The following is a 22529-nucleotide window of genomic DNA, read 5'->3' as shown; positions in this document are numbered from 1 at the left end:
CCCTCCCAAGATCTGTACTTTCAATATTACAGGTTTTGATATATGGAAAGACGAAAATCGCGCAGAGAATGATTCAGCGGCTTGACCCGGTCCTGCGGTCCTCTAGCCTCCCGGTACCATTTAGGAGCGAACAGGCTTGACGGTTCACGCGCCAGAGACACTCCCGGAGGGCGGCAAAGCCCGAATGGTCTACCTGTCTCTTCGTGATGAAATTTCAAACGGAGACTTCACTGAAGGCGCGCTTCTTCCAGGCGAGAACAGGCTGGCCGAAGCCTTCGGCGTAAGCCGAATTACCGTGCGTCGGGCCCTTGATGCCTTGGCCGCGGAGGGGTGGATCAAGAAGCGGACGGGGGCCGGATCGGTCGTCCTTCCGCGTCCCGATGGCGATACCAGGATCGCAGCGAACTTTGCCACTCTGATGCCCCAGCTTGTCGAGATGGAGCACAGGACGACCGCGCGCCTTCTGTCCTTTTCCTACGGCCCGGCCCCGGACGGGGTGGCTTCCGCCCTTGGATTGGCGAAGAGATCCACCGTACAGACGGCCGTTCGCGTGCGCTATGCCGACGAGCAGGCGTTTTCACATCTCACGACACATGTACCGGAAACGATCGCGCGGAACTACGGTGAGACCGATCTTGCGACCCAGCCGCTGTTCCGGCTGCTCGAGCGTTCCGGTGTCCTGGTCGAAAGCGCCTACCAGTCGGTCACGGCTACCCTGGCGGCCCCTGACGTCGCCGACGCACTCGGTGTTTCAGTCGGTGCTCCGCTTCTGTCGCTGCGGCGGGTCGTGCGTGACGCCGAGGGCAGGGGGGTCGAACATCTCTCCGCGCTTTACCGTCCGGAGCTTTTCCGCCTCGAGATGAGGCTGACAAGGGTAGGTGCGGGCGAGGCGCGCCACTGGGAACCGGTCATCGGGGCAGCCGAGACATGATGCAGAGAACGCTTCTCGACAAGCTATGGGACGCCCATGAGATCCATCGTCGCGACGACGGCGTCTCGTTGCTCTGGGTGGACCGTCACCTCGTTCACGAGGGATCGCATCATGCCTTTGCAAAGATCGCTGAGCGCGGATTGCCTGTCGCCGAACCGGGCCTGACCTTCGGCGTGGCGGACCACTATGCCCCGACACGCGGCAAGCCTGCCACCTCGGCAATCGCGCGCATGATCGACACCCTTAGCAAGAACACGCGACAGCATGGGATAGAGTGCTTTGGTCTGGACGATCCGCGCCGAGGCATTGTGCACGTCATTGGTCCCGAACAGGGGCTTACGCTGCCCGGATTGCTGATCAACTGCGGTGATAGTCACACCTCGACCCATGGGGCGTTCGGGGCGCTTGCCTTCGGGATCGGGGCGACCGAGGTCGCGCATGTCCTGGCAACCCAGACGATCTGGCAGACGAAGCCGAAATCCCTGAAAATGACGGTCACGGGCGATTTCGGCCCCGGGATCGGTGCGAAGGATCTCGCACTTCACTGGATTTCCGAGCTTGGCGCCGATGGCGCGCGGGGTCATGCGATTGAATACTCGGGGCCCGCCGTTCGCGGACTGTCGATGGAAGCACGCATGACGCTGTGTAATCTCTCTATCGAGGGTGGTGCGAGGTTCGGCATGATCGCCCCGGATGAGACGACCTATTCCTACATCAAGGGGCGTCGATATGCGCCATCGGGCGCGGACTGGGACGAGGCAATCAATGCCTGGCGCGCCCTGCCGTCGGATGCCGGGGCCCGCTACGACCGGGAGGTGACGATCGACGCCTCTGAGATCGCGCCGGTTGTTACGTGGGGCACCTCGCCGGAAGACGCACTGCCTGTGACCAGCACCGTACCGACCCTTGAGGCGCTTGCCCCGAAACAGGCGGAGAGATTTAGGAGTACGCTGGACTACATGGGCCTCCGGCCGGGGCAACCGCTCGAGCAGGTCGCCATCGATGAGATATTCATCGGATCCTGCACAAACGCCCGCATCGAGGATCTGCGAGCCGCAGCGGCCGTCCTGTCCGGCCGCCAGGCCCGCGTCCCGGGGATTGTCGCGCCGGGGTCGCAGGGGATAAAGCGCCAGGCCGAAGAGGAGGGGCTGGACAGGATTTTCAAGGACGCCGGGCTCGAGTGGGTTGGCGCCGGCTGTTCAATGTGCGTCGCGATGAACGGCGATCACGTCGAACCCGGAAGACGATGCGCCTCCACCACGAACCGCAACTTCCGTGGAAGACAGGGGCCGGGCGCGCGCACGCATCTCATGTCACCTGCAATGGTGGCGGCCGCCGCGGTCACCGGTCATCTGACCGACGTCCGTCCATTGCTAGACGGCAGGAGCGCGGCATGACAGGTTGGTCCACTCATGAGGGAATAGCGATCGCATTCGACAGGGAAAGCGTCGATACCGACCAGCTCATACCCGCCCGCTTCATGTCGACGCCGCGTTCCGAGGGCTACGGCGATTTCCTTCTTCACGACATGAGGTACGACGGGGAGGGCAGGCCCAGGCCGGAGTTCCCACTCAATCGTCATCCCGAAGTCAGTGTGCTTGTCACGAGAAGGAACTTCGGTTCCGGTTCTTCGAGGGAGGCGGCCGTTTACGCACTGGTCGATTTTGGTATCCGTGCGGTGATCGCCCCGAGCTTCGGCGACATTTTTGCCTCGAATGCCGTTAACAATGGATTGTTGCCGGCCCGAGTGGATGCGGACACCGTCGACGCGCTGATCGGGGCGCTGGGCGAAGGTGAGATGGATGCGCTCATTGATCTGGCCACCTCGACTTTGAAGATTGGAGAAAGCACTCTGCCCTTCGATCTGGACCCGGTTTGGCGCGAGAAACTGATCGAAGGCTGGGACGACATCGACCTAACCCTGAAATACCGAAACGAAATCGCCTCCTTCCGCCGCACTATCGAGGAAGAGGCGCACTGGAGATTGCCGGCAGGGGCCGGCTGACGGGCAGTACGCCCAAACCAACAACAGTCCAAAGGGAGAGAGGAATACCCATGAAACTGCAACTCGCTGCCGGCGTTATAGCCGGCTCCACTCTGATCGGTGTTTCGGCCTCGGCGCAAGACACGCTGACTGCCGTCCACGCCTTTCCCGAGACCCTTATCTACACACAGAGCTTCCTGTCGTTCGTTGACAAGGTTAACGAGGCCGGTGAGGGCGTCATCCAGATTGAAGTCCGCGGCGGGCCCGAGGCGATCGGCATGTTCCAGCAACCAGATGCGGTCCGCGACGGCATTGTCGACATGGTTTACACCCCGGGGTCTTTCTACGGAGGCGCTCTGCCGGAGAAGGACGCACTCGTCGCATCGAACCTCACTGCCATTGAGACCAGGGAGAACGGTGGCATCGCCCTGATTGACGAGATCCACCAGGAGAAGATGGGGCTCAAGTATCTCGGCTGGTTCGATTCCGGCGTCTGCTACAATCTCTGGACCCGCAACGAACCAAGCTTCGATGCCGATGGCAATCTGGAGGTCGAGGGCCTGAAACTGCGCGGCAACGCCGTCTACAATGCCTTCTTTACCAACTACCTCGGCGCTCAGGTGATCGACCTGCCCACCGGCGAGGTTTACGCGGCACTTCAGCGGGGCGTGGTGGATGCAACGGGCTGGACGCAGATCGGCCTGATCGATCTCAAGTGGAATGAGTTCCTGAACTACCGGATTGAGCCCTGCTTCTTCTCGACCGACCTCGGAGTGATCGTCAATCTCGACAGCTGGAACAACCTCAGTGCCGATGCCCAGAAGATCCTGCAGGACGTGGCTGTCCAGCACGAAATCGACAGCGTGAATGCATTGCGGACGAAGCGGGATGACGACTTCGCCGCGCTGGCCGAACAGGGTATGCAGGTGGTCGAGCTGCAGGGCGAGGCCCGCGCGAATTACCTTGCAGCGGCCCGCGAAAAGACCTGGGAACGGATGCGCGAACAGATGGAGGCCGCACCTCAGGGTACAGGTAACTACGACCGGCTGATCGAGCTCTTCTACGATCCGGCAGCCGACTGATCTGATCTCAAACCGGCCCGGGTCTTCGCCCGGGCCGGCTGGCCTGCGGGAAATCAATGCGCCACCTCATTCGCATCTATGACGGGCTTTTGAGCCTCATGGCACTGATCGCTGCCATGACGCTGGTCTGGCTGATGGTTTCGGTTGTGATCTCGGTCATGATGCGGAATTTCGGCATTCAGCCGTTTGCCTGGCTTTTCACGTCCTCGGAGTACGGCCTTCTCTACATGACAATGCTCGGAGCACCCTGGCTCGTGCGCGAGAAGGGCCATGTGCATATCGAGCTTGTCACTGCAGCTCTTCCCCCCGCCCTCAGGCGCATCGTCAGTCGTCTCGTGGCAGGTCTGTGCGTCGCCGTCTCGCTCATCCTTGCGTGGTATGGCCTCGAGCTGTTTCTGACCAATATCGAGCGGAATGATTTTGACGTGCGTGCCTATTTCTATCCGCGATGGTTGCTGACGATAACTTTCCCGGTTGCCTTTTCCTTCATGGCGGTCGAGTTCGCGAGATTTGTGTTCGGGTCAGAACTCATGCATTCCGGCGAGGCGGGGATCCACGAATAATGGAGTGGTTCGAGGCTCTCGCCCTTCTGATCGGCTCGATCATGTTCCTTATGGCGCTTGGCATGCCTGTGGCGCTGGCCTTTCTTGCGGCAAACATCCTTGGTGCCTGGGTCTTCATGGGCGGTGAGCGCGGGGTCGTTCAGTTGCTCAACAACGGCTGGGGGTCGCTCACGAAGTTTGCTCTCGTGCCAATCCCGCTGTTTCTGCTTATGGGAGAGATTTTCTTCCACACTGGGCTTGGCCAGAGAATGTTCTCGGCCATAGATCGTCTGTTGGGCAAATTGCCCGGCCGCCTCAGTTACGTGACCGTTCTCGGTGGCACGGGGTTCTCAACACTTTCCGGCTCTTCAATGGGCTCAACCGCGCTTCTCGGATCGCTGATGGTGCCGGAAATGATCAGGCGCGGATACAAGAAACACATGTCGATCGGACCAATTCTGGGCACCGGCGGACTTGCAATTATCATCCCACCCTCAGCGCTCGCGGTTCTTCTCGCAACGCTTGCGCAGATCGATGTCGGCGCCCTGCTGATCTCCGGCATTATTCCGGGTCTGATCCTTGCAGCACTTTATGTGGTGACAATCTACATCCAGACCCGACGAGATCCCTCTGCCGCTCCGGCCTATGAGGTCGAGCATCAGTCGGTCTCGGAAAAGCTCGGCATTCTTCTTCGAGATGTGGTTCCGATGGTCGGACTGATGGTGGTGATCGTCGTAATGATGATCCGTGGCATCGTGACCCCCTCCGAGGCTGCGGCCTTCGGTGCGCTTGGTGTCCTAATTCTGGCTGTGCTTTACCGCTGCCTGTCATGGGAAGCGATCAAGGCATCGGTCCGGGGGGCGCTCCGGGTAACCCTCATGGCCTACCTGATTGTGTTCGGATCTGCCACGTTCAGTCAGCTGCTCGCGTTCTCGGGTGCGTCGAGGGGGTTGATTGACTGGGCGACCGGTTTCGAACTGGCTCCGGTGCTGATGCTGCTTGTCATGTTCGCAGTGTTGCTCGTTCTCGGCATGTTCATGGAACAGATCTCAATGATGCTCCTCACGGTGCCGATCTACTATCCCCTCGCGACCAGCCTCGGCTTTGATCCGATCTGGTTCGGTCTGATTATGCTTCTCGCACTAGAGATCAGCTTCACCACGCCACCGTTCGGATTGTTGCTATTTGTTATGAAGGGCGTCGCACCGGAAGACACGACGATGCGGGAGATCTATCTCGCGGCAATCCCGTTCATTGTGTGCTCGTTGATCGTGGTTGGACTGCTCATCATGTTCCCTCCGTTGGCAACCTGGCTTCCCAGTCTCTAGAGTGGAGATCGCGAAAGGTTTCGCAACTAAACTCGTTGATTTTCCCACGAGCTGGAGGATCCTGCTTGCCACGAGGGCGAATAGCCGCCTCGACATCCCGAAAACAGGTTCGATCATTCTGGTGGCGCAGCGTGTCCATGTGGACGATCTCCCTGGGCGGCCTTGTCAGAGGAACTTGGCTTGAGGCGGGGCAGGGTGCCTTCCCCTACTGCAAACCCCGACGCGATACCTACTTATTTGCGTGCTTCGGCGCGACCCGTAGTCAGCACCGTAATGAAGATGAGCAGGGCTCCGCCCAGTACATGCGGCGTTGGCACCTCGGCGAAGATGACAAACCCGGCCACTACGGAGAACACAAGGCGGAGGTATGGAAACGGAGCGAGCGCGGAGACTTCGCCGACCCGGTAGGCCTCGATAGTGAACAGCATGCCCGCCGTTCCGAGCCCGCCCGACAGAGCCAGCCAAACCAACGGTCCGGCCCCGAGGGGCTGCCAGTCCACGACAATCGCGGGCAGCGTGCCGAGTGTCGCGACAAGGGCGATGTAGAACATGATCGTTACAGTGCGCTCGGTCCGGGCGAGGATCCGGTTCTGAAGGACGAGCGCTGCGGCGGCCAGCGCTGCCCCAAGCCCGGCCGCCAGTCCGATCGGAGATGCGCCGACCCCGGTCAGATCCGGCAGCGCGGCGAGCGCGACCCCACAGAAGCCCAGGAGCGTGACCGCCCAGCGCAGGCCGCCGACGCGCTCGCCCAGGACCGGACCGGCGAGGAGGACGACGAAAAGCGAGCTCGAGAAAGTTAGCAGGGTTGCGAGGGCGAGGTCCAGTTCCTGGAAGCTACGGTAGTAGAGCCACCAGCAAACAAGGCTCGTCAGTCCGCGCACGAGATGCAGTGCCGGACGCCGCGTGCGGAACGCACCCGGATGGCTGAGGACGATCCACGCCGAAACGACGAGAAGCTGCATCGCTGCCCTGGCAAAGACGATCTGACCATCGCTGGCGCGCCCGCCAAGCATCCGGACGGCGACGACCTCGACCGTGAAGAACAGGGCGCCAGCGGCAAGGAGAATCGCGCCGCGAAGGTTGTCCACGGGTGCCGCGCCGACGGCCGTGGCGGGTCGCGTCATGGACGGAACGCGCTGTATTCGGCCGGATCCTGCCGGCCCACCTTGCGAAGGAGCGAGACCCATGCGGCCAGCCCCTCGTCGATGGCAGAAAGGCGCAGGAACTCGTTCGGGGCGTGGTAATCCTCATCCGCGGTCGAGAACGAGAACATTACCGTGTCAAGCCCGAGCGTGGTCCGGACTAGTTCGGTCAACGGCAGGGTCGCGCCGATGCGCACCCGAATCGGGCGGTCGCCGGTCGTCTCTTCGAGCGCGTCCTCAGCTGCGCTCAGGAGCGGGTGCAGTTGGGGCACGGCATAGGCGCCAGCCCAGCCGCGTTCATCGCTGACGGCGAGCGTCGCGCCGGGCGGGCAGGACGCGCGAAGGTGGTCGAGAACCGCCTTGCGCACCCGGTCGGGATCCTGGCCGGGTACCAGCCGCATCGTGAACTTGGCGTGTGCCGTGTTGGGGATTACCGTCTTGCCGCCGGCGCCGGTATAGCCGCCCCACATCCCGTTTACCTCGAGCGTCGGCCGGAGCCAAAGGCGTTCGAGGAATGAAAAGCCGGGCTCGCCCACCGGCGCGGTCTGGAGGTCGGCCAGCAGGGCGGCCTCGTCGAAGGGGATCGCAGCGATGTCCGCGCGGTCTTCGTCGGATGGCTCGTCCACGCCGTCAAGAAAGCCAGGGACCACGATCCGGCCCTCGGCATCGCGCAGACCCGAGACGAGGTCGGCGAGGACGTGAAGCGCGTTCGGCACCACACCGCCGTAACGGCCCGAATGCAGGTCCTTCGCGGCGGTGCGGACCGTGATCTCGAACCCGCCGTTGCCGCGGTTGCCGACGTTGATCGTCGTCAGGTCCGCCCGCCATCGTGCACCGTCCGCCGAAAGCACGGCATCCGCCTTCAGAAGATCGCGATGGGCCGCGAGGATGGGCGCGAGAGACGGGCTGCCGGTCTCTTCCTCACCCTCGAGGAGAAGGCGGACGTTCACGGGCAGGCGCCCCTCGACTTCGAGGAAGGCGATCATCGCCTCGAGCGCGATCAACATTGGGCCCTTGTCGTCCGAGACGCCCCGCCCGTAGAGGCGCCCGTCACGCACCGTCGCCTCGAAGGGGGGGGACTGCCAGAGGTCGAGCGGATCGGGGGGCTGCACGTCGTAATGGCCGTAGACGATCAGGGTCGGGGCGTCTTCGGCCCCGAGCCACTCGGCATAGATCGCGGGCTGCCCGCTGCCGTCGAGAGCGGTCAGGCGACGCAGGCCCTGGAACCCGGCGTCGGCCAGGCGGGATTCGAGGAGGCGGCGTGCGGACTCCATTCCGTCGGCATAGGCCGGGTCGGCCCCGACGGACGGTTGCGCGACAAGGGCGGAGAGTCGCGCGAGAAAGGCATCGCGCTGGCCGAGCGCGTGGTCAAGAACCGCGTCCGTCATGCGACACCTCCGTCCACAGAGAGCACCTGCCCAGTCACCCATTCGGCCTCGTCCGACACGAAGAACGCGGCCGCCGCGGCGATGTCCTCGGGCCGCCCGAGCCGCCGCGTGTGGATGCGCTCCAGCAACTGGGCCTGGCCTTCGGGCCCATAGCTGTCCCACTGGAGCTCGGTCGAGGGGTTCGACAGGACGAAGCCCGGTGCGACCGAGTTGACGGTGATGCCGGCGGGGCCGAGTTCCAGCGCCAGCTGTTTCGTCAGCCCGACGAGCGCATGCTTCGCCGCGCAATAGGCCTGGATCCGGGTCAGGCTGGGGCGCAGTCCTGCGCCGGACGAGATCGTCACGATCCGCCCCCAGCCGGACGCCTTCATCGAAGGCACGACGCCGCGGGCTAGGTGGAAGGCGCTGTCGACGTTGGCCGCGAATATCCGATGCCAGTCGTTGTCGCTGACCTCCTCGACCGGCTTGCCGGTCTGGCCGCGGACGCCGCCGGCGGCGCTCACGACGATCTTGGGCGGGCCGCCGGTAGCCGCTAGGTCGGCAACGAGCCGCTGCACGTCCGCCGCGTCGCCGAGATCGCAGGCCATGGCGGGAAGGCCGAGTTCCTCGCTCCGCCGGGCGAGACCCGGCCCGGGAAGGTCGGTCAGGGTGACCGCGTGGCCCTCCGCCGCGAGACGACGGGCGATCGCCGCGCCGATGCCGCCCACCACGCCGGTGACGAGCGCCTGGCGGGTCATGGCACGCGCTCCAGCAGCGCGTCAAAGGTGTCACCCGAGAGAGGGCGGCGACCGTCCTCGATGTCGTGGATCAGCTCGACCACCCGGTCGAGCAGCGGCGTGGCTATGCCGTGACCGCGCGCCACTTCAGCCACTGCGCCGACTTGCGGGTCGACCTCGGTCCGGCGCTTGCGGACGGCGAGGTCGCGCCAGATGCCAGTGTGGGTCTTGGCCGTCTTCGAGTTGAAGTCGGCGAGCGCTGCCAGGCAGGTCCGGGCCGCGTCATCCGTGGCGCCAGGCATGAAGGCCTGAGGCTCGAACCCGTTGAAGGGCCTGGGAGAGACGCCCTCGGCGCGGGCGGTCGCCATAACTTCGCGCGCGAGCCCGATCAGCGCCGGCGCGCGGGCCGGGTCGGCGAAGTTGGCGGCCATGCTGTCGTTGGTCAGCGCCGTGGCGAAAAGCATCGCGCCATAGCCCATCTTGCCCCAGAGGTAGCCCCAGATGTCGTCCGTCAGAACAGCCTCGGGCTCGAAGCTCTTCAGCACAGCATGCATCTCGCGCGTCCGGTCGCGCACGCTGCCGTCGATTTCACCCACGACCACCGCACCGCGGTTGCCGAACAGGATCCGTCCGGGGCCCAGCCAGTCGGCCCCGAAGTTCACGAAGGCGCCCATCGTGCGCTCCGGCCCCGCCATTTCGGCAATCACCCGCTCGTTCAGCCCGTTCTGCGCAGACAGGACGTATCCGTCGGGCGCGAGATGCGGCAGCAGCGCCTCCATCGCCGTTTCGGTCGCCTGCGCCTTGACGGCAAGGACGATGCGTCGCCACGTCCCCGACACCTCGGCTGGTGTTACACAGGGCACGACCTGCGTGAACTCCTCGACCGGTCCCTCGATGGCGAGACCCGGCCCCGAACAGGCAGCTGCGTGTTCGGCGACGATGTCGACCATTTGCACCGGCGCGCCTGCCCGGGCCAGATAGGCGCCGATGGTTCCGCCGATGGCCCCTGCGCCCCAGATCAGGATGTCGTCATTCATGGGGTCAGCCGCCAAGTTCTGGCCAGGGTCCTTCGAGCGCCTCTCGGGTCTCTGCGACTCCGATGTCCCAGAGCGCCAGGACCTCGTCGTCAGGCCGCTGCCATGGGCCCCCGAATGCGCCGTCGCCCATCAGTGTGCGGCCTTGACGTGGCGGGCTCGCCCGCATGAGCGCCATGTCGAACCCGGGCTTGGTTCCCTCGGGCGCGGGCGTCTGGGAAAGCCGGGTCCAGGGAAAGTTTTCCATCCAGTTTGCGTGGCTTCCGGTGGGGTCGATCTCCTGCGCCTTGGCCCAGGTGCGCGGCGCCTTCCACCATTCATGAAACTTGATCGACACGTCGCCCCAGTCGGCCATCAGCTCCTGCGCCAGCGCGCCGACGGGGGCGTTGCCGCCGTGGCCCGAGACCACGAGGATCTTCCTGAACCCCGACCGCCGCACCGAGGCGAGCACATCGCGCATGACCGCAAGCAGCGTTTCCACGCGCAGCGTGATCGTGCCGGGATAGGCGCTGAAATAGGGGGCAAGCCCGTAGGGCATGACCGGAAAGACCGGGATATCCAGCGGTTCGGCGGCATCGAGCGACACCTTCTCGGCCAGGATGCAATCGACGCAGAGCGACAGCTGTGCGTGCTGCTCGGTCGAGCCGATAGGCACGATGCAGCGCGGGTCGCGCACGACCGCCGCCTCTACATCCATCCAGTTCATCTCAGAAATCTTCATGTGGGCCGCTCCGGTTTGGCAGTTGCGCGCGGATCAGGAAGGTCCTGCGCGGGGTCATTCAGGCTTTCCGGCCAGTCGTCGCCCGCGAGGACGATCTTCGCGAGCAGTTTGGCCAGAGTGTCCTGTTCGTCCGGCTCCAGCGCCGACAGCATCATCTGCTCGAAACGGCGGAATGCAGGCAGCGTCTCGTCGAAGAGCCGCCAGCCGGCTTCCGTCAGGCGAAGAAGCTGGTTGCGACCCCCGCCCGGTAGGTGTTCGCGCTCGATCAGGCCGAGTTCCTCGAGGTGCCCGATCGCCCGCGACAGGGTATTGCGCGGAAAGCCCGAGGTTTCGGAGATGTCGCGGGCCTGTCCGCCGTCGGTCAGCGCCAGCGAGTAGATCACCACGTATTCCGGACGGCTCAGCCCGTAGGTACGTTGGATCCAGTCGTAGAGCGGGGTGTTGTAGCGCAGCGCGAGGTAGTTCACCCGGAACGCCATCCAGCACGGATTGTCCCAGAGCTTGGCCTGCTGCATCCGCTCGATGCCCACCCCGCCATCCACGCTCGCCGCGCGCCGCGCGCCGAGCGTGTTCGGAGCCGCCGCGCCCGCTTCTGTGGCGTTCGCCTCGAAGACTGGCGGTTTATCGGTCATCTCGCGTGCATGGCTCCGGCTGGGTCAGACCAAGTTTCATATGGAACTTGACTGAAGCGAGTGTACCGATCATCGTCAACTCAGCAAGTTCCAAATTGAAATCGGTCCCGGGGACGAAACCGCGGGCGCAACCTTCGACAATGGGGAGACGGATGAGATACACATCCACGATGACTTTACTCAAAGCCGCGGCTCTCGGCGCGGGCCTTTCGCTCACCGCCGGGGCGGCGACGGCACAGACCCTGACTATGGGCGTGCGCGGCGGTCCGGAATCGATGGACCCGCATTACTCGGCGCTGGGCGTGCACGCGGCCGCCGCAAAGCACATCTTCGACACGCTCGTATGGTCGGGCACCGATCTGCAGATCGAGCCTGGCCTTGCAACTTCGTGGGCGCCGATCGACGAGGACACCTGGGAATTCAAGCTGCGCGAGGGCGTCACGTTCCACGACGGCTCTGCCTTCACCGCCGAGGACGTGAAGTTCTCGATCGAGCGCATTCCGGTCGTCACCGGCCCAACAACAACGACGATCTACGTCCGCCGAGTGGCCGAGGTCGAGATCATCGACGACTACACGATCCACATCCACACCGACGGCCCGGCTTCGACCCTGCCGAATGACTTCATCCGCCTGTTCATCGTCTCGTCCGAGGCGGCGGCAGACTATTCGACGCCAGAGACGGCGGCGGAGGGCTTCAATTCGGGCGCGGCCACGATCGGCACCGGTCCTTACAAATACGTCAGCTGGGAACCGAACGGCGATCTGGTGCTGGAGCGCTTCGATGATTACTGGCGCGGCATGGGCGCGTGGGAAAGGGTGATCCGCCAGGAGATCCCGAACGACAGCTCACGTCTCGCCGCGCTGAAGGCGGGGCAGGTTGATGTGATCAACTACGTCTCGTCGGTCGATTACCTCGCGCTTGCAAACGACGCGGACATCGATTCAATCATCGGCGACAGCGTCTACATCATGAATCTGCAGCTCGATCAGCGGGGCGAGACGCCGAAGGTCTATGACAACGATGGCAACGTGATGGCGGAGAACCCGCTGACGAACCCGCTTGTGCGCGAAGCCTTCGATCTGGCGATCGACCGCGAAACGATGGTCGAGATCGTGCTTGAAGGCCTCGGCCAGCCGGCCAACCAACTGATGCCGAAGGGTTTTTTCGGTTCGAACGAAAGCATCCCGGCGAAGGTCTACGATCCGGCGCGGGCGCGCGAGTTGCTGGCCGAGGCGGGATACCCGGACGGCTTCAAGATCGACCTTTACTGCACGTCGGACCGTCTGCCGGGCGACGGGGCGATCTGTCAGGGTCTTGGCCAGATGTTCACGCAGGTCGGCATCGACACGAACGTCAACGCGATCAGCCGGACCGTCTATTTCCCGGCGCAGGCGGCGCAGGAGTACTCGGTCTTCATGAACGGGTGGGGCACGCTGACGGGCGAGGCGTCCTACACGCTGGGCGGGCTCGCCCATTCCAACGACCCCGAGGTGGGCCTCGGCGCATTTAACCGGGTGCGCTACGTAAATGAAGAGGTGGACCGGCTTCTGCAGGAGGGTGCCACGACGCTCGATGCCGATGCGCGCCGGGCGATGTATGAGGAAGCGATGGCGCTGGTCGTCGCCGACCGTGCCTACATCCCCGTCGTGCAGCTTCAGACGGTCTGGGCCGCGAAGGCGGGCGCCTACACGTTCGAGCCGCGTTTCGACGAAGACACGCTCGCGTTCTTCATTCGCCCGGCGAATTGATCCGCGCTACATCCCCTATGGTCGGGCGGCGCTGCCGCCCGGCTTTTTCTTCGTCCGGAGTCTGACGCGGCAATGCTCGGGTTCGTCATCCAGCGCTTTCTTCAGGCGGTCGTCGTCATGGCGGCGATGTCGGTGATCGTCTTCGTGGGCGTCTACGCGATCGGCAACCCCGTCGACATCGTCATACCGCCCGACGCCACGCAGGCGATCCGAGAGGAGGCGATCCGGCGCCTGGGCCTTGACCGGCCGCTGTGGGAGCAATACTGGATCTTCGTCTCGAACGCCGTGCAGGGCGATTTCGGACGGTCCTTCGTCTACAACATCCCCGTTCTGGAACTGATCGCCTCGCGCCTGCCCGCGACCCTGGAACTCGTTCTGATCTCGGTGATATCCGCCACGGTGCTTGGCGTCGCCCTTGGCGTCTACGCGGGATATCGACCCGACAGCCGCATCTCGAAGACGATCATGGCCTTGTCAGTTCTCGGCTTTTCAGTGCCCTCGTTCTGGGTCGGACTGATCCTGATCCTGACCTTTGCGGTCTCGCTCGGTTGGCTGCCTGCGGGCGGGCGCGGCGATACGATCGAAATCTTCGGGATCCGGTGGAGCTTCCTGACGTTCGACGGCCTGTCCCACATCGCGCTGCCCGCGATTAACCTGGCGCTCTTCAAGCTTGCGATGATGATCCGCCTTGCCCGCGCGGGGACACGTGAGATCATGCTGACCGACACGATCAAGTTCGCCCGTGCCGCCGGGTTGTCTGAGGCGACAATCCTGCGGCGGCACCTTCTGAAGATGATCTCGATCCCGATCGTCACCGTCTTCGGCCTGGAACTGGGCTCGACGCTCGCCTTCGCGGTCGTGACCGAGACGATCTTTTCCTGGCCGGGCGTCGGCAAGTTGATCATCGATTCGATTTACGTGCTCGACCGGCCGGTGATGGTCGCCTACCTCATCCTGACGGCGGCCCTGTTCGTGACGATCAACTTCACGGTCGATCTGGTCTTCGCGCTGATCGACCCGCGGATCCGGGCACGGAGGGCGGCATGAGCGATACGTTGCGCGATCCCGTCCCAAGAGCGCCGCAGGCGGACGAAGAGGCGCGCCGCCCGTCCTCTCCCTTGGCGCGGTTCTGGGCCGAATTCCGCGAAAGCACGGTTGCGGTCGTGGCCCTTGTCGTAGTCGTCATACTCGGCTTGCTTGCACTTCTGGCACCTCTGATCGCCCCGCAGAACCCTTACGATCTTGCGACTCTGTCGCTTCTGGATGCCAGAAGGCCCCCGGGGTTTGTTGGAACGGGCGGCTACACCCACATCCTCGGCACCGATCCGCAGGGGCGCGATCTTCTGTCGGCGATCATGTATGGGCTGCGAGTGTCGATCCAGATCGGGCTGGCGGCGGGCGGCGTGGCGCTGGTTTTTGGCGCGGGCCTTGGCATCCTCGCTGCCTATCTCGGGGGGCGGATCGAGACCCTGATCATGCGCATTGTCGATCTGCAGCTGTCGTTCCCGGCGATCCTTCTGGCGCTCGTCCTCGTCGCCCTTCTGGGGCAGGGGAAGGCGCAGCTGATTGGCGCGCTTGTCGCGGCGCAATACGCCTATTTCGCCCGCACGGCCTATGGCGCGGCGACCTCAGAGCGGCGGAAAGACTATATCGAAGCTGCGCTTGCCACGCCCCTATCAGGCCGCCGCGTGGTCCTTCGCCATCTTCTGCCGAACTGCCTGCCGCCACTTATCGTCGTGGCAACAGTCCAAATCGCGAACTCGATCTCGCTCGAGGCGACGCTGTCCTTCTTGGGGCTAGGCCTGCCGGTGACCGAGCCTTCGCTGGGTATGCTCATCTCGAACGGGTTTCCTTACATGATGAGTGGGCGCTACTGGATTTCGGTCTATCCCGGCGTCGCTTTGATCATCCTGATCGTCGCGATTAATCTTGTCGGCGACCGCATCCGCGACCAGTTCAATCCAAGGCTGCGGCGATGACGGACGTTCTGCGCGTCGAAGGCCTGAAGACCCATTTCCACACGCGGGCGGGCGTGGTGAAAGCCGTCGATGGGGTGTCGTTCACGCTGGCGGAAGGAGAGATCCTGGGCCTTGTGGGCGAAAGCGGGTCGGGCAAGACGGTGACGGGCTTTTCGCTTCTTGGGCTCGTCGATCCGCCGGGCCGGATCGTCGAAGGCTCGATCCGTCTAAAGGGGCGGGAGCTTGTGGGCGCAAGCGACGCTACGCTGCGGGACCTGCGCGGGCGCGACATCTCGATGATCTTTCAGGACCCGATCGCGACGCTCAACCCGATGCTGACGATCGGCCAGCAGATGCGGCTCGCGCAGGAGGCGCACGAACGGGTCACGCGACGTGCCGCCGATGCGCGGTCGGCCGAGCTTCTGACCCGCGTCGGGATTTCGTCGGCCGCGGCACGGCTCCGGAGCTATCCGCACGAGTTTTCAGGCGGGATGCGCCAGCGTGTGGCAATCGCCATAGCGCTTCTGCATCGGCCCGCGGTGATCGTGGCGGACGAGCCGACGACGGCGCTCGATGTCTCGATCCAGGCCCAGATCCTCGCCGAGATGAAGGCGCTTGTCGCCGAAACCGGCACGGCGATGATTTGGATCAGCCACGACCTTGCTGTGGTCTCGTCGCTCGCGAGCCGCCTTCTTGTCATGTATGCCGGGCGCATGGTGGAAAGCGGTTCGACCGCGTCCGTGCTGCGCCGACCCAATCATCCCTATACCGAGGGGCTGATCGCCTCGCTTCCAAGCTCTGCCGCGCCCGGCAAGCCGCTTCGCCAGATTCCGGGCACTACACCGTCGCTTCTGGCCCTGCCGCCGGGTTGCCCGTTCGCACCACGCTGTCCGCGTGCTGATGCGGCCTGCGATGTCAGACCAGACCTTGCCGCCATCGGCGCACAGGCCGTCGCCTGCCACCATCCGGGCAACGCCGATGCTGCGCATCTGGAAGGCGTTTCGCAATGAGCGGATTCTTGACGATCGAAGGCGTGTCGAAGGAATTCCGCCCCAACCTGACCATGGGCGAACGGATCGCGGCACGCCTTGGATCCAGTGTCGAGCAGCGCCCGCTTGTTGCCGTCGACAAGGTCAGCCTTTCGGTGGCGGAAGGCGAAACGCTGGGGCTTGTGGGGGAATCGGGCTGCGGAAAGTCCACGCTTGGCCGGCTGGCCGCGGGCATCCTCGCCCCCGATGCGGGATCGGTGCGCCTTGACGGCGATCCGGTGATGGAGGGCGAAAGCAAGGTCACGACCCGGGTTCAGACTGTTTTTCAGGATCCCTTCGCCTCGCTCGACCCGCGCATGAAGGTGGGTCAGGCGGTCGGCGAGGGACCGCTGGCGCACGGCCTGACGACGCGGGCCGGGTTGAAATCCTACGTCGAGGGCTGGTTCGCACGCGTCGGGCTCGACCCCGAGCAGGCGGACCGTTACCCTCACCAGTTCTCGGGCGGTCAGCGCCAGCGGATTGCGATCGCGCGCGCGCTCGCCATGCAGCCCGACCTGTTGGTTTGCGATGAGCCCGTCGCTTCGCTTGACGTCTCGATCCAGGCCCAGATCCTGAACCTCTTCCTCGAATTGCGGCGCGATCTAGGGCTTACGTGCCTGTTCATCAGTCATGATCTGTCGGTTGTGCGCCATGTCTCGGATCGCATGGCAGTCATGTATCTCGGCCGTATCGTCGAGATCGGTCCGGCAGCTGAAGTCTTCGATCAGCCTGCCCATCCTTATACGGAAGCGCTTCTGAAGAGCGTGCCACGCTTCGTGCTCGACGACGGCGAACTCGTCACTTTCGCTCCGATTGAGGGTGAAATTCCGTCGGCCTTATCGCCTCCCAGCGGGTGTCATTTCTCGCCGCGCTGCCCAATTGCCGATGATCGGTGCCGTGCCGAGATCCCGGACCTGGAGCCCCTGCACGGCGCCGAACGCAAATGTGCGTGTCACTTCGCCGAACGTTTGGCGGTCGGGAATAGCTGAGGCGGACTTGTCAGAAAGATTCCAGTTGAGGCGAGTAGGGCGGCCTCGTAGCGTCTCTGCATGACCAAATCTGATCCGTTCAAGGGCTTTCAAAGCAGCCCTGAAATCATCCGCCTGGCGGTAGTGCTGTACGTCCGATTTCCGCTTTCGTTGCGGAATGTCGAAGATCTTCTGCACGAGCGCGGTGTCGAGATCAGCCACGAAACGGTGCGGTTCTGGTGGAACCGGTTCGGCCCGATGTTTGCAGCAGAGATCCGGCGACAACGGATCAGCCGGATGCGCGCCTACTCGAATTGGCAATGGCACTTGGACGAGGTTTTCGTGAAAATCAAAGGCGAAGTGCATTATCTCTGGCGGGCAGTCGACCATGAAGGTGAGGTGCTTGAGTCCTACGTGACCAAGACCCGGGATCGAAAGGCCGCATTGAAATTCCTGAAGAAATCGATGATGCGCCACGGTCGCCCGCACATCCTGGTGACGGACAAGCTCCGCTCTTACAGGGCAGCGATGAAAGATATCGGCAATGCCGGCAGGCAGGAAACAGGCCGTTGGCTGAACAATCGAGCGGAGAATTCACACCTGCCGTTCCGACGACGAGAACGGGCGATGCAGCGCTTTCGGCAGATTCGATGTTTGCAGAAATTCGTCACCGTCCATGCTTCGGTTCATAACCATTTCAATCAGGAGCGTCACTTCTACTCACGACAGAATTTCAAGCTTAACCGGGCCGCTGCTCTCGCCGAGTGGCGCCAACTTTGTTCCGGATGAGTACAGGCTGTTCACCGGAAACTGAGACGAGTTCGAATCCGTCTGACAGCACCATCCTTTATGATGAGGACGCGGATGGTGCGTTCTTTCAATTCTACAGCAAGCCATTCGCGGGAGGGCTATTCTTCGAGATCGTGCAGCGGATTGGAAGCTATGAAGGCTATGGCGCGCCAAATGCGCCTTTCCGGATCGCAGCACAAAAAAGGCTGATGCGTCCGAAGGGGATGCCGCGGCGATAGGGCCTACAAGCGGCCTCTGTACATCATAATGCGAGAGGCTCGCTATTGCTGCGAGTTTTCAAGTCATCTGCGAGAATAGAGTTCGGCTGCTGTCTAAAATTTCCTAGTTTAGATGGCTCTGTCAGAGAAACCTAGCTTGAGGCGGGGCAGGGGGCTGGCTAGCGTCTGGCCATGACCAAGGGCAGCCCTTTCAAGTGGTTCAAAACCAGCCCCGAGATCATCCGCCTGGCGGTCATGCTCTATGTTCGGTTTCCCCTCTCGCTCCGGAATGTCGAAGATCTGCTGCACGAGCGCGGTGTCGAGATCAGCCACGAAACGGTTCGATATTGGTGGCACAGGTTTGGCCCGATGTTCGCCGCCGAGATCCGGAAGCGGCGGATCGAAGGGATGAAATCCAGCCGCTGGCGTTGGTACCTCGACGAGATATTCGTGAAGATCAATGTCGAGCGGTACTATCTCTGGCGGGCTGTGGATCACGAAGGCGAGGTGCTCGAAAGCTTCGTGACGAAGACACGCGACAAGAAGGCAGCTTTGAAATTCCTAAAGAAAGCAATGCGGAGGCACGGTCAGCCCGAGGCGATCGTCACGGACAATCTCCGATCCTACGGCGCTGCTCTGAAAGACCTGGGGGCCGAGGCTCGGCAGGCAACTGGCCGCTGGCTCAATAATCGGGCGGAGAACTCGCACCTTCCGTTCCGAAGGCGCGAACGGGCGATGCTTCGGTTTCGGCGGATGCGAAGTCTCCAGAAATTTGCCGCCGTCCACGCCTCCGTCTCAAATCACTTTAACCAGGAACGAAGCCTCTCCAGCTGCCCGCACTTTAAGCTCAAGCGCGCCGCCGCCCTTGCCGAGTGGCGCGGTCTCTGCGCGGGATAAGGAACAGCCTCACCGTCCTAGCAGAGACGAGTTCGAATTCGTCTGCCAGCCCCGACAAGAGACATGCTGTACCCCCTTCAGGTTTTGCGCGTTCCGCCGCTGGCTGCGACGATGACGCCGATTATGATTATTCCGGTCAGCACAAGCCTCACCCCGGCGCCTGCGCCGAAGGTGTTGAGCATGGTGACGAGCAGGAACAGGAAAAGCGCCGCGCCCCAGAGGCCGGGCACATTGGCGAAGCCGCCCGCGACCGAGGTGCCGCCGATGACGACGACGGCGATGGAACTGAGCAAGTATTCCTCGCCCATGTTGAGCGCCGCGCCGCCCGAGAAGCCGGCCAGCAGGAAGCCGCAGAGCCCGGCGAGCGTGGCGCACATTATGTAGGTCAGCGCGCGGATGCGCTCGACTTTCACGCCGGCAAGATGCGCGGCCCGCATGTTCTGGCCGATGGCGACGACGCTGCGACCGAAGACGGTGCGCGCAAGCAGGATGTGGCCGAGCACGGCGAGAACGATCACCGCCAGTGCGATGACGGGGATGCCGGCGATCTTGGCGGTGGTGAAATCGGCGAGCGGTTCGGGCGGCTTCACGCGAAGGCCGCGGTTCCACCAGATCGCCGCGGACTGGAAGATGAAGCTCGACGAAAGCGTTGCGATGATCGGCGGGATGCGCAGCAGGCGGATGAGCGCGTAGTTCACGCAGCCGACCACCGCGCCGATGCCAAGCGCGATGGCAAGGCCGACCGGGATCATCGCGGCCTGTCCGTCCATCGTTTTCATCGCGACGGTTGCGGACAGCGTCATGCAGGCCGGGATCGAAAGGTCGACATTGCCGGGGCCGAGCGTGATGACGAACATCTGGCCGAGGCCGACGATGACGAAGAAAGCGCCGAAGGTCATTGCCGCCGACAGCACCTCGCCCGAGCCGCGCCCACCGGTGAAGACCGCCGTGGCGAGCCAGACGGCGAAGGCGCCGATCCAGGCCCAGAGCCACGGCTGGCGGAGGATCGATGCCGCGCCGCTCACGTGCGTTTCTCCGCGCGGCTGATCAGGACGCGCAGCGCCAGCACGATGATCAGGATCGCGCCCTGCGCGCCGATCTGCCAGTCGGGGTTCAGCCTCAGGAACGACAGGAACGACCCGGCGAGCGCCAACGTGACTGCGCCGATCACCGCGCCGATGGGCGAGACGCGCCCACCCACGAACTCGCCGCCGCCGAGGATCACACCCGCGATTGAGAGGAGCGTGTAGCGAAGCGCGATATTGGCATCGGCCGAGGTGGTCAGCCCGACCAGCGCCATGCCCGAAAGCACGCCGAAGAAGCCCGCCAGCGCGAACATGATCATCTTGATCTTGAGGATCGACCAGCCCGCCCGTTCGAGCGAACGCGGGTTGCCGCCCGCGCCGCGCAGGATTGCGCCATAGGCCGAACGCATCAGCGCGACATGAACGACCAGCGCCAGCGCGATGCAGGCGATGATGGGGAAGGGGACCACGGCGGGTTTCAGCGTCATCAGCCAGCGGATGTACTCGGGCGCCTTGCCGCCCGGTGTCGGCAGCACCAGCACGGCGAGGCCGAGCCAGACGAAGGACATGCCCAGCGTGACGACGATGGAGGGCAGGTTTCGCAGGTGGATGAGCGCGCCGAGAAGGGCGTAGACGCCGATCAGCGCGGCCAGCGCGAGGATCCCGAGTAGCGGCGTGTCGTGAAGCCAAGTGGCCGTGATGCAGGCCACGAGGCTGACGAAAGCGCCGATGGATAGGTCCAGTTCGTTCACGCAGAGAATGAACATCTGCGCGATGGTGGCAAGCGCGATAGGGACGGCGAGGTTCAGAAGCAGGTTCAGCCCGAAATAGCTCATCGTGCGCGGCTGAAGCCAGAAGATCGCTATGAGAAGGGCCGCCAGCGAGAGCGGCGGAAGCAGGCTGCGAAGCATCCTTGGGGAGAAAACCGAACTCATTCGTCGCTCCGGAACGAGGCCTGGATGACGCTCTTTTCGGTGACGTCCGCGCGCGGCAGGTCGGCTACGATCTCGCCCTCGCGGAAGATATAGACATGGTCGCAGTTGCGCAACTCGTCCATTTCGGTCGTGTACCAGAGGAAGGTGCGGCCCTTGGCGGCCTCGTCGCGGATCATGCCGTAAACGTCCTGCTTGGTGCCCACGTCGACGCCGCGCATCGGGTCGTCCATCACGATGATGTTGGCGGAGGCGCCGAGCGCGCGGGCGAAAAGCGCCTTCTGCTGGTTGCCGCCGGATAGCGATAGAATGGGATTGTTCACATCGGGCGTGCGGATGCCGATCTTCCCGCGCCACTCCGCGGCGAAATCCTGCGCCGCGCCGCGGTCGATCAGGCCGCCCTTCAGGAAGCGGCTAAGCGATCCGATGGAGATATTCTCGGCGATGGACCAGAGCGGGAAGATGCCGTCGGTCTGCCGATCGCCCGCTACCAGCGCGACTTCGCCGTCGACTTCCGTGCCCGCACGGCGGTCGAAGACCTTCACGAGCAGTTCGGTCTGGCCCTGACCGCTGAGGCCCGCAAGGCCGACGACCTCGCCCCGATGCGCTTCGAGTTCCAGACCGGCCTTGCCGTCGGGCCGGGCTGCGACGACACGGGGCGCGGTGTCGCGGAGGCGGGGGGCGGATGCCTCGGCGGCGCGTTCGGCTTCCGCCACGCTGCCCATCGCCGCGACGAGAGACGTCCGGTCGAAGGCCTTTGCGTCATCGACGGCGACGACCTTGCCATCCCGCATCACCGCGATGCGGTCCGAGGTTTTCAGGATCTCGCCCAGAAGGTGCGAGATCAGAACGCAGGTGCCGCCCGCTTCGACATAGCGGCGCACATGGGCGAGAAGCTTGGCCGCGGCGACGGAATCGAGCGAGGAGGTCGGCTCGTCGAGGATGATCACTTTCGCCGCGTCGGTCGTGACGGCGAAGGCGCGCGCGATTTCCACCATCTGACGCCGCGCGATGGAAAGATCGCCCACGACATCGTCGCTCGAGATCCCGTGGCCGGGAAAGATCGTGTCGAGCATCTCGCCGATCAGCTTCCGCGCGTGGCCGCGCCAACCGATGCCCGCGATGGACGGATGGGTGATCCGCGCGTTCTCGGCGACCGTCAGGTTGGGGCAGAGCGAAAGCTCCTGGTAGACGCAGCGCACGCCGTGCGACATGGCGTTCTGCGGCGTCAGCTTGCCGGTCAGGTCGCTGCCAGAGACGGTGATCGAACCGGTGTCGGACACGAGATTGCCGGTAAGCACGTTCATCAGCGTGGACTTGCCCGCGCCGTTATGGCCGACCAGACCGAGGCATTCGCCCGGCATCAGGTCGAGCGACACGTCCGCAAGGGCATGAACGGCGCCGAAACTCTTTTCGACGCCGTCCAGAAGGACAATCGGTGTTGTCGCGTGCATTATGCAGTC

General features: G+C 63.7%; 22 protein-coding genes and 1 pseudogene. 14 read left to right on the top strand and 9 right to left on the bottom strand.

Features of this window, described 5'->3' with window-relative positions; translation table 11 throughout:
- The first annotated feature begins 136 nt into the window (after positions 1-136).
- From RXV90_RS23105 to RXV90_RS23080, 6 genes are read left to right on the top strand one after another with little or no spacing between them, the layout of a single operon-like run.
- The gene (locus RXV90_RS23105) at positions 137-931 is read left to right on the top strand and encodes a GntR family transcriptional regulator (protein ID WP_316652294.1); all 795 of its coding nucleotides are present in this window, start codon (positions 137-139) and stop codon (positions 929-931) included.
- Positions 928-2328, top strand: a complete 1401-nt coding sequence (gene leuC, locus RXV90_RS23100; protein WP_316652292.1) for a 3-isopropylmalate dehydratase large subunit — start codon at positions 928-930, stop codon at positions 2326-2328. The genes RXV90_RS23105 and leuC overlap by 4 nt, the downstream gene beginning before the upstream one ends.
- Positions 2325-2936 (top strand): 3-isopropylmalate dehydratase small subunit, encoded by a 612-nt coding sequence (gene leuD / locus RXV90_RS23095; protein ID WP_316652291.1) that lies wholly within the window; start codon positions 2325-2327, stop codon positions 2934-2936. The genes leuC and leuD overlap by 4 nt, the downstream gene beginning before the upstream one ends.
- A 50-nt stretch (positions 2937-2986) precedes the next feature.
- The gene (gene dctP / locus RXV90_RS23090) at positions 2987-3997 is read left to right on the top strand and encodes a TRAP transporter substrate-binding protein DctP (protein WP_316652290.1); all 1011 of its coding nucleotides are present in this window, start codon (positions 2987-2989) and stop codon (positions 3995-3997) included.
- Between the two features lie 56 nt (positions 3998-4053).
- Positions 4054-4560 carry a TRAP transporter small permease gene (locus RXV90_RS23085; protein WP_316652289.1) on the top strand — a complete coding sequence of 169 codons (507 nt, stop codon included), beginning with the start codon at positions 4054-4056 and terminating at the stop codon, positions 4558-4560.
- Positions 4560-5867, top strand: coding sequence for a TRAP transporter large permease (locus RXV90_RS23080; protein WP_316652286.1), 1308 nt, complete (start codon positions 4560-4562; stop codon positions 5865-5867). The genes RXV90_RS23085 and RXV90_RS23080 overlap by 1 nt, the downstream gene beginning before the upstream one ends.
- 233 nt (positions 5868-6100) lie before the next feature.
- Here the strand turns inward: RXV90_RS23080 and RXV90_RS23075 are convergent, their stop codons facing one another.
- From RXV90_RS23075 to RXV90_RS23050, 6 genes are read right to left on the bottom strand one after another with little or no spacing between them, the layout of a single operon-like run.
- The gene (locus RXV90_RS23075; RefSeq protein ID WP_316652284.1) at positions 6101-6991 is read right to left on the bottom strand and encodes a DMT family transporter; all 891 of its coding nucleotides are present in this window, start codon (positions 6989-6991) and stop codon (positions 6101-6103) included.
- Positions 6988-8397 carry a dipeptidase gene (locus tag RXV90_RS23070; RefSeq protein WP_316652282.1) on the bottom strand — a complete coding sequence of 470 codons (1410 nt, stop codon included), beginning with the start codon at positions 8395-8397 and terminating at the stop codon, positions 6988-6990. Before RXV90_RS23070 ends, RXV90_RS23075 begins: the two co-directional genes overlap by 4 nt.
- Positions 8394-9134: an SDR family NAD(P)-dependent oxidoreductase gene (locus RXV90_RS23065; protein ID WP_316652280.1), complete on the bottom strand. Its 741-nt coding sequence runs from the start codon at positions 9132-9134 to the stop codon at positions 8394-8396. Before RXV90_RS23065 ends, RXV90_RS23070 begins: the two co-directional genes overlap by 4 nt.
- Complete coding sequence (locus RXV90_RS23060; protein ID WP_316652279.1) at positions 9131-10150, bottom strand: ketopantoate reductase family protein; 1020 nt, start codon at positions 10148-10150, stop codon at positions 9131-9133. The genes RXV90_RS23065 and RXV90_RS23060 overlap by 4 nt, the downstream gene beginning before the upstream one ends.
- Positions 10151-10154: 4 nt before the next feature.
- Positions 10155-10868, bottom strand: a complete 714-nt coding sequence (locus tag RXV90_RS23055; RefSeq protein ID WP_316652278.1) for a creatininase family protein — start codon at positions 10866-10868, stop codon at positions 10155-10157.
- Positions 10865-11500, bottom strand: a complete 636-nt coding sequence (locus RXV90_RS23050) for a MarR family winged helix-turn-helix transcriptional regulator (protein ID WP_316652277.1) — start codon at positions 11498-11500, stop codon at positions 10865-10867. Before RXV90_RS23050 ends, RXV90_RS23055 begins: the two co-directional genes overlap by 4 nt.
- A 170-nt stretch (positions 11501-11670) precedes the next feature.
- On the opposite strand from RXV90_RS23050, the gene RXV90_RS23045 reads away from it, so the two are divergent.
- The 8 genes and pseudogenes from RXV90_RS23045 to RXV90_RS23010 all read left to right on the top strand — a co-directional run bounded on the left by RXV90_RS23045 (position 11671) and on the right by RXV90_RS23010 (position 19109).
- Positions 11671-13251 carry an ABC transporter substrate-binding protein gene (locus tag RXV90_RS23045; RefSeq protein WP_316652276.1) on the top strand — a complete coding sequence of 527 codons (1581 nt, stop codon included), beginning with the start codon at positions 11671-11673 and terminating at the stop codon, positions 13249-13251.
- A 72-nt stretch (positions 13252-13323) separates the two neighbouring features.
- A complete protein-coding gene (locus RXV90_RS23040; protein WP_316652275.1) occupies positions 13324-14298 on the top strand; it encodes an ABC transporter permease in 975 nt (324 codons plus the stop codon).
- Entirely contained in the window at positions 14295-15230 is a 936-nt protein-coding gene (locus RXV90_RS23035) for an ABC transporter permease (RefSeq protein ID WP_316652274.1), read from the top strand. The genes RXV90_RS23040 and RXV90_RS23035 overlap by 4 nt, the downstream gene beginning before the upstream one ends.
- A complete protein-coding gene (locus tag RXV90_RS23030; protein ID WP_316652273.1) occupies positions 15227-16219 on the top strand; it encodes an ABC transporter ATP-binding protein in 993 nt (330 codons plus the stop codon). The genes RXV90_RS23035 and RXV90_RS23030 overlap by 4 nt, the downstream gene beginning before the upstream one ends.
- Entirely contained in the window at positions 16216-17226 is a 1011-nt protein-coding gene (locus RXV90_RS23025; protein WP_316652272.1) for an ABC transporter ATP-binding protein, read from the top strand. Before RXV90_RS23030 ends, RXV90_RS23025 begins: the two co-directional genes overlap by 4 nt.
- 60 nt (positions 17227-17286) lie before the next feature.
- Complete coding sequence (locus RXV90_RS23020; protein WP_316652271.1) at positions 17287-17994, top strand: IS6 family transposase; 708 nt, start codon at positions 17287-17289, stop codon at positions 17992-17994.
- A 53-nt stretch (positions 17995-18047) separates the two neighbouring features.
- A pseudogene (locus RXV90_RS23015) lies at positions 18048-18233 on the top strand (hypothetical protein); the annotation flags it as partial.
- A gap of 171 nt (positions 18234-18404) precedes the next feature.
- Complete coding sequence (locus RXV90_RS23010) at positions 18405-19109, top strand: IS6 family transposase (RefSeq protein WP_316652269.1); 705 nt, start codon at positions 18405-18407, stop codon at positions 19107-19109.
- Between the two features lie 77 nt (positions 19110-19186).
- Here RXV90_RS23010 and RXV90_RS23005 read toward each other — a convergent pair whose 3' ends face one another.
- The 3 genes from RXV90_RS23005 to RXV90_RS22995 are packed head-to-tail and all read right to left on the bottom strand — an operon-like array spanning position 19187 to position 22520.
- Positions 19187-20134, bottom strand: a complete 948-nt coding sequence (locus RXV90_RS23005) for an ABC transporter permease (RefSeq protein WP_316652267.1) — start codon at positions 20132-20134, stop codon at positions 19187-19189.
- Entirely contained in the window at positions 20131-21069 is a 939-nt protein-coding gene (locus RXV90_RS23000; protein ID WP_316652265.1) for an ABC transporter permease, read from the bottom strand. Before RXV90_RS23000 ends, RXV90_RS23005 begins: the two co-directional genes overlap by 4 nt.
- Entirely contained in the window at positions 21066-22520 is a 1455-nt protein-coding gene (locus RXV90_RS22995; RefSeq protein ID WP_316652263.1) for a sugar ABC transporter ATP-binding protein, read from the bottom strand. The genes RXV90_RS23000 and RXV90_RS22995 overlap by 4 nt, the downstream gene beginning before the upstream one ends.
- Positions 22521-22529: the final 9 nt, after the last annotated feature.

It is taken from the genome of Ovoidimarina sediminis (assembly GCF_032586175.1).
Taxonomy (GTDB): domain Bacteria; phylum Pseudomonadota; class Alphaproteobacteria; order Rhodobacterales; family Rhodobacteraceae; genus Ovoidimarina; species Ovoidimarina sediminis.
This window is presented reverse-complemented; position numbering and strand designations above follow the sequence as displayed.

What these genes read in the sequence shown, in the direction of transcription:
- RXV90_RS23085 (WP_316652289.1), top strand. Translation starts at nt 4,054, where the DNA reads ATGCGCCACCTCATTCGCATCTATGACGGGCTTTTGAGCCTCATGGCA.
- RXV90_RS23065 (WP_316652280.1), bottom strand. Translation starts at nt 9,134, where the DNA reads ATGACCCGCCAGGCGCTCGTCACCGGCGTGGTGGGCGGCATCGGCGCG.
- RXV90_RS23050 (WP_316652277.1), bottom strand. Translation starts at nt 11,500, where the DNA reads ATGACCGATAAACCGCCAGTCTTCGAGGCGAACGCCACAGAAGCGGGC.
- leuC (WP_316652292.1), top strand. Translation starts at nt 928, where the DNA reads ATGATGCAGAGAACGCTTCTCGACAAGCTATGGGACGCCCATGAGATC.
- RXV90_RS23025 (WP_316652272.1), top strand. Translation starts at nt 16,216, where the DNA reads ATGAGCGGATTCTTGACGATCGAAGGCGTGTCGAAGGAATTCCGCCCC.
- dctP (WP_316652290.1), top strand. Translation starts at nt 2,987, where the DNA reads ATGAAACTGCAACTCGCTGCCGGCGTTATAGCCGGCTCCACTCTGATC.
- RXV90_RS22995 (WP_316652263.1), bottom strand. Translation starts at nt 22,520, where the DNA reads ATGCACGCGACAACACCGATTGTCCTTCTGGACGGCGTCGAAAAGAGT.
- RXV90_RS23020 (WP_316652271.1), top strand. Translation starts at nt 17,287, where the DNA reads ATGACCAAATCTGATCCGTTCAAGGGCTTTCAAAGCAGCCCTGAAATC.
- RXV90_RS23045 (WP_316652276.1), top strand. Translation starts at nt 11,671, where the DNA reads ATGACTTTACTCAAAGCCGCGGCTCTCGGCGCGGGCCTTTCGCTCACC.
- RXV90_RS23070 (WP_316652282.1), bottom strand. Translation starts at nt 8,397, where the DNA reads ATGACGGACGCGGTTCTTGACCACGCGCTCGGCCAGCGCGATGCCTTT.
- RXV90_RS23075 (WP_316652284.1), bottom strand. Translation starts at nt 6,991, where the DNA reads ATGACGCGACCCGCCACGGCCGTCGGCGCGGCACCCGTGGACAACCTT.
- leuD (WP_316652291.1), top strand. Translation starts at nt 2,325, where the DNA reads ATGACAGGTTGGTCCACTCATGAGGGAATAGCGATCGCATTCGACAGG.
- RXV90_RS23060 (WP_316652279.1), bottom strand. Translation starts at nt 10,150, where the DNA reads ATGAATGACGACATCCTGATCTGGGGCGCAGGGGCCATCGGCGGAACC.
- RXV90_RS23080 (WP_316652286.1), top strand. Translation starts at nt 4,560, where the DNA reads ATGGAGTGGTTCGAGGCTCTCGCCCTTCTGATCGGCTCGATCATGTTC.
- RXV90_RS23000 (WP_316652265.1), bottom strand. Translation starts at nt 21,069, where the DNA reads ATGAGTTCGGTTTTCTCCCCAAGGATGCTTCGCAGCCTGCTTCCGCCG.
- RXV90_RS23055 (WP_316652278.1), bottom strand. Translation starts at nt 10,868, where the DNA reads ATGAAGATTTCTGAGATGAACTGGATGGATGTAGAGGCGGCGGTCGTG.
- RXV90_RS23040 (WP_316652275.1), top strand. Translation starts at nt 13,324, where the DNA reads ATGCTCGGGTTCGTCATCCAGCGCTTTCTTCAGGCGGTCGTCGTCATG.
- RXV90_RS23010 (WP_316652269.1), top strand. Translation starts at nt 18,405, where the DNA reads ATGACCAAGGGCAGCCCTTTCAAGTGGTTCAAAACCAGCCCCGAGATC.
- RXV90_RS23030 (WP_316652273.1), top strand. Translation starts at nt 15,227, where the DNA reads ATGACGGACGTTCTGCGCGTCGAAGGCCTGAAGACCCATTTCCACACG.
- RXV90_RS23035 (WP_316652274.1), top strand. Translation starts at nt 14,295, where the DNA reads ATGAGCGATACGTTGCGCGATCCCGTCCCAAGAGCGCCGCAGGCGGAC.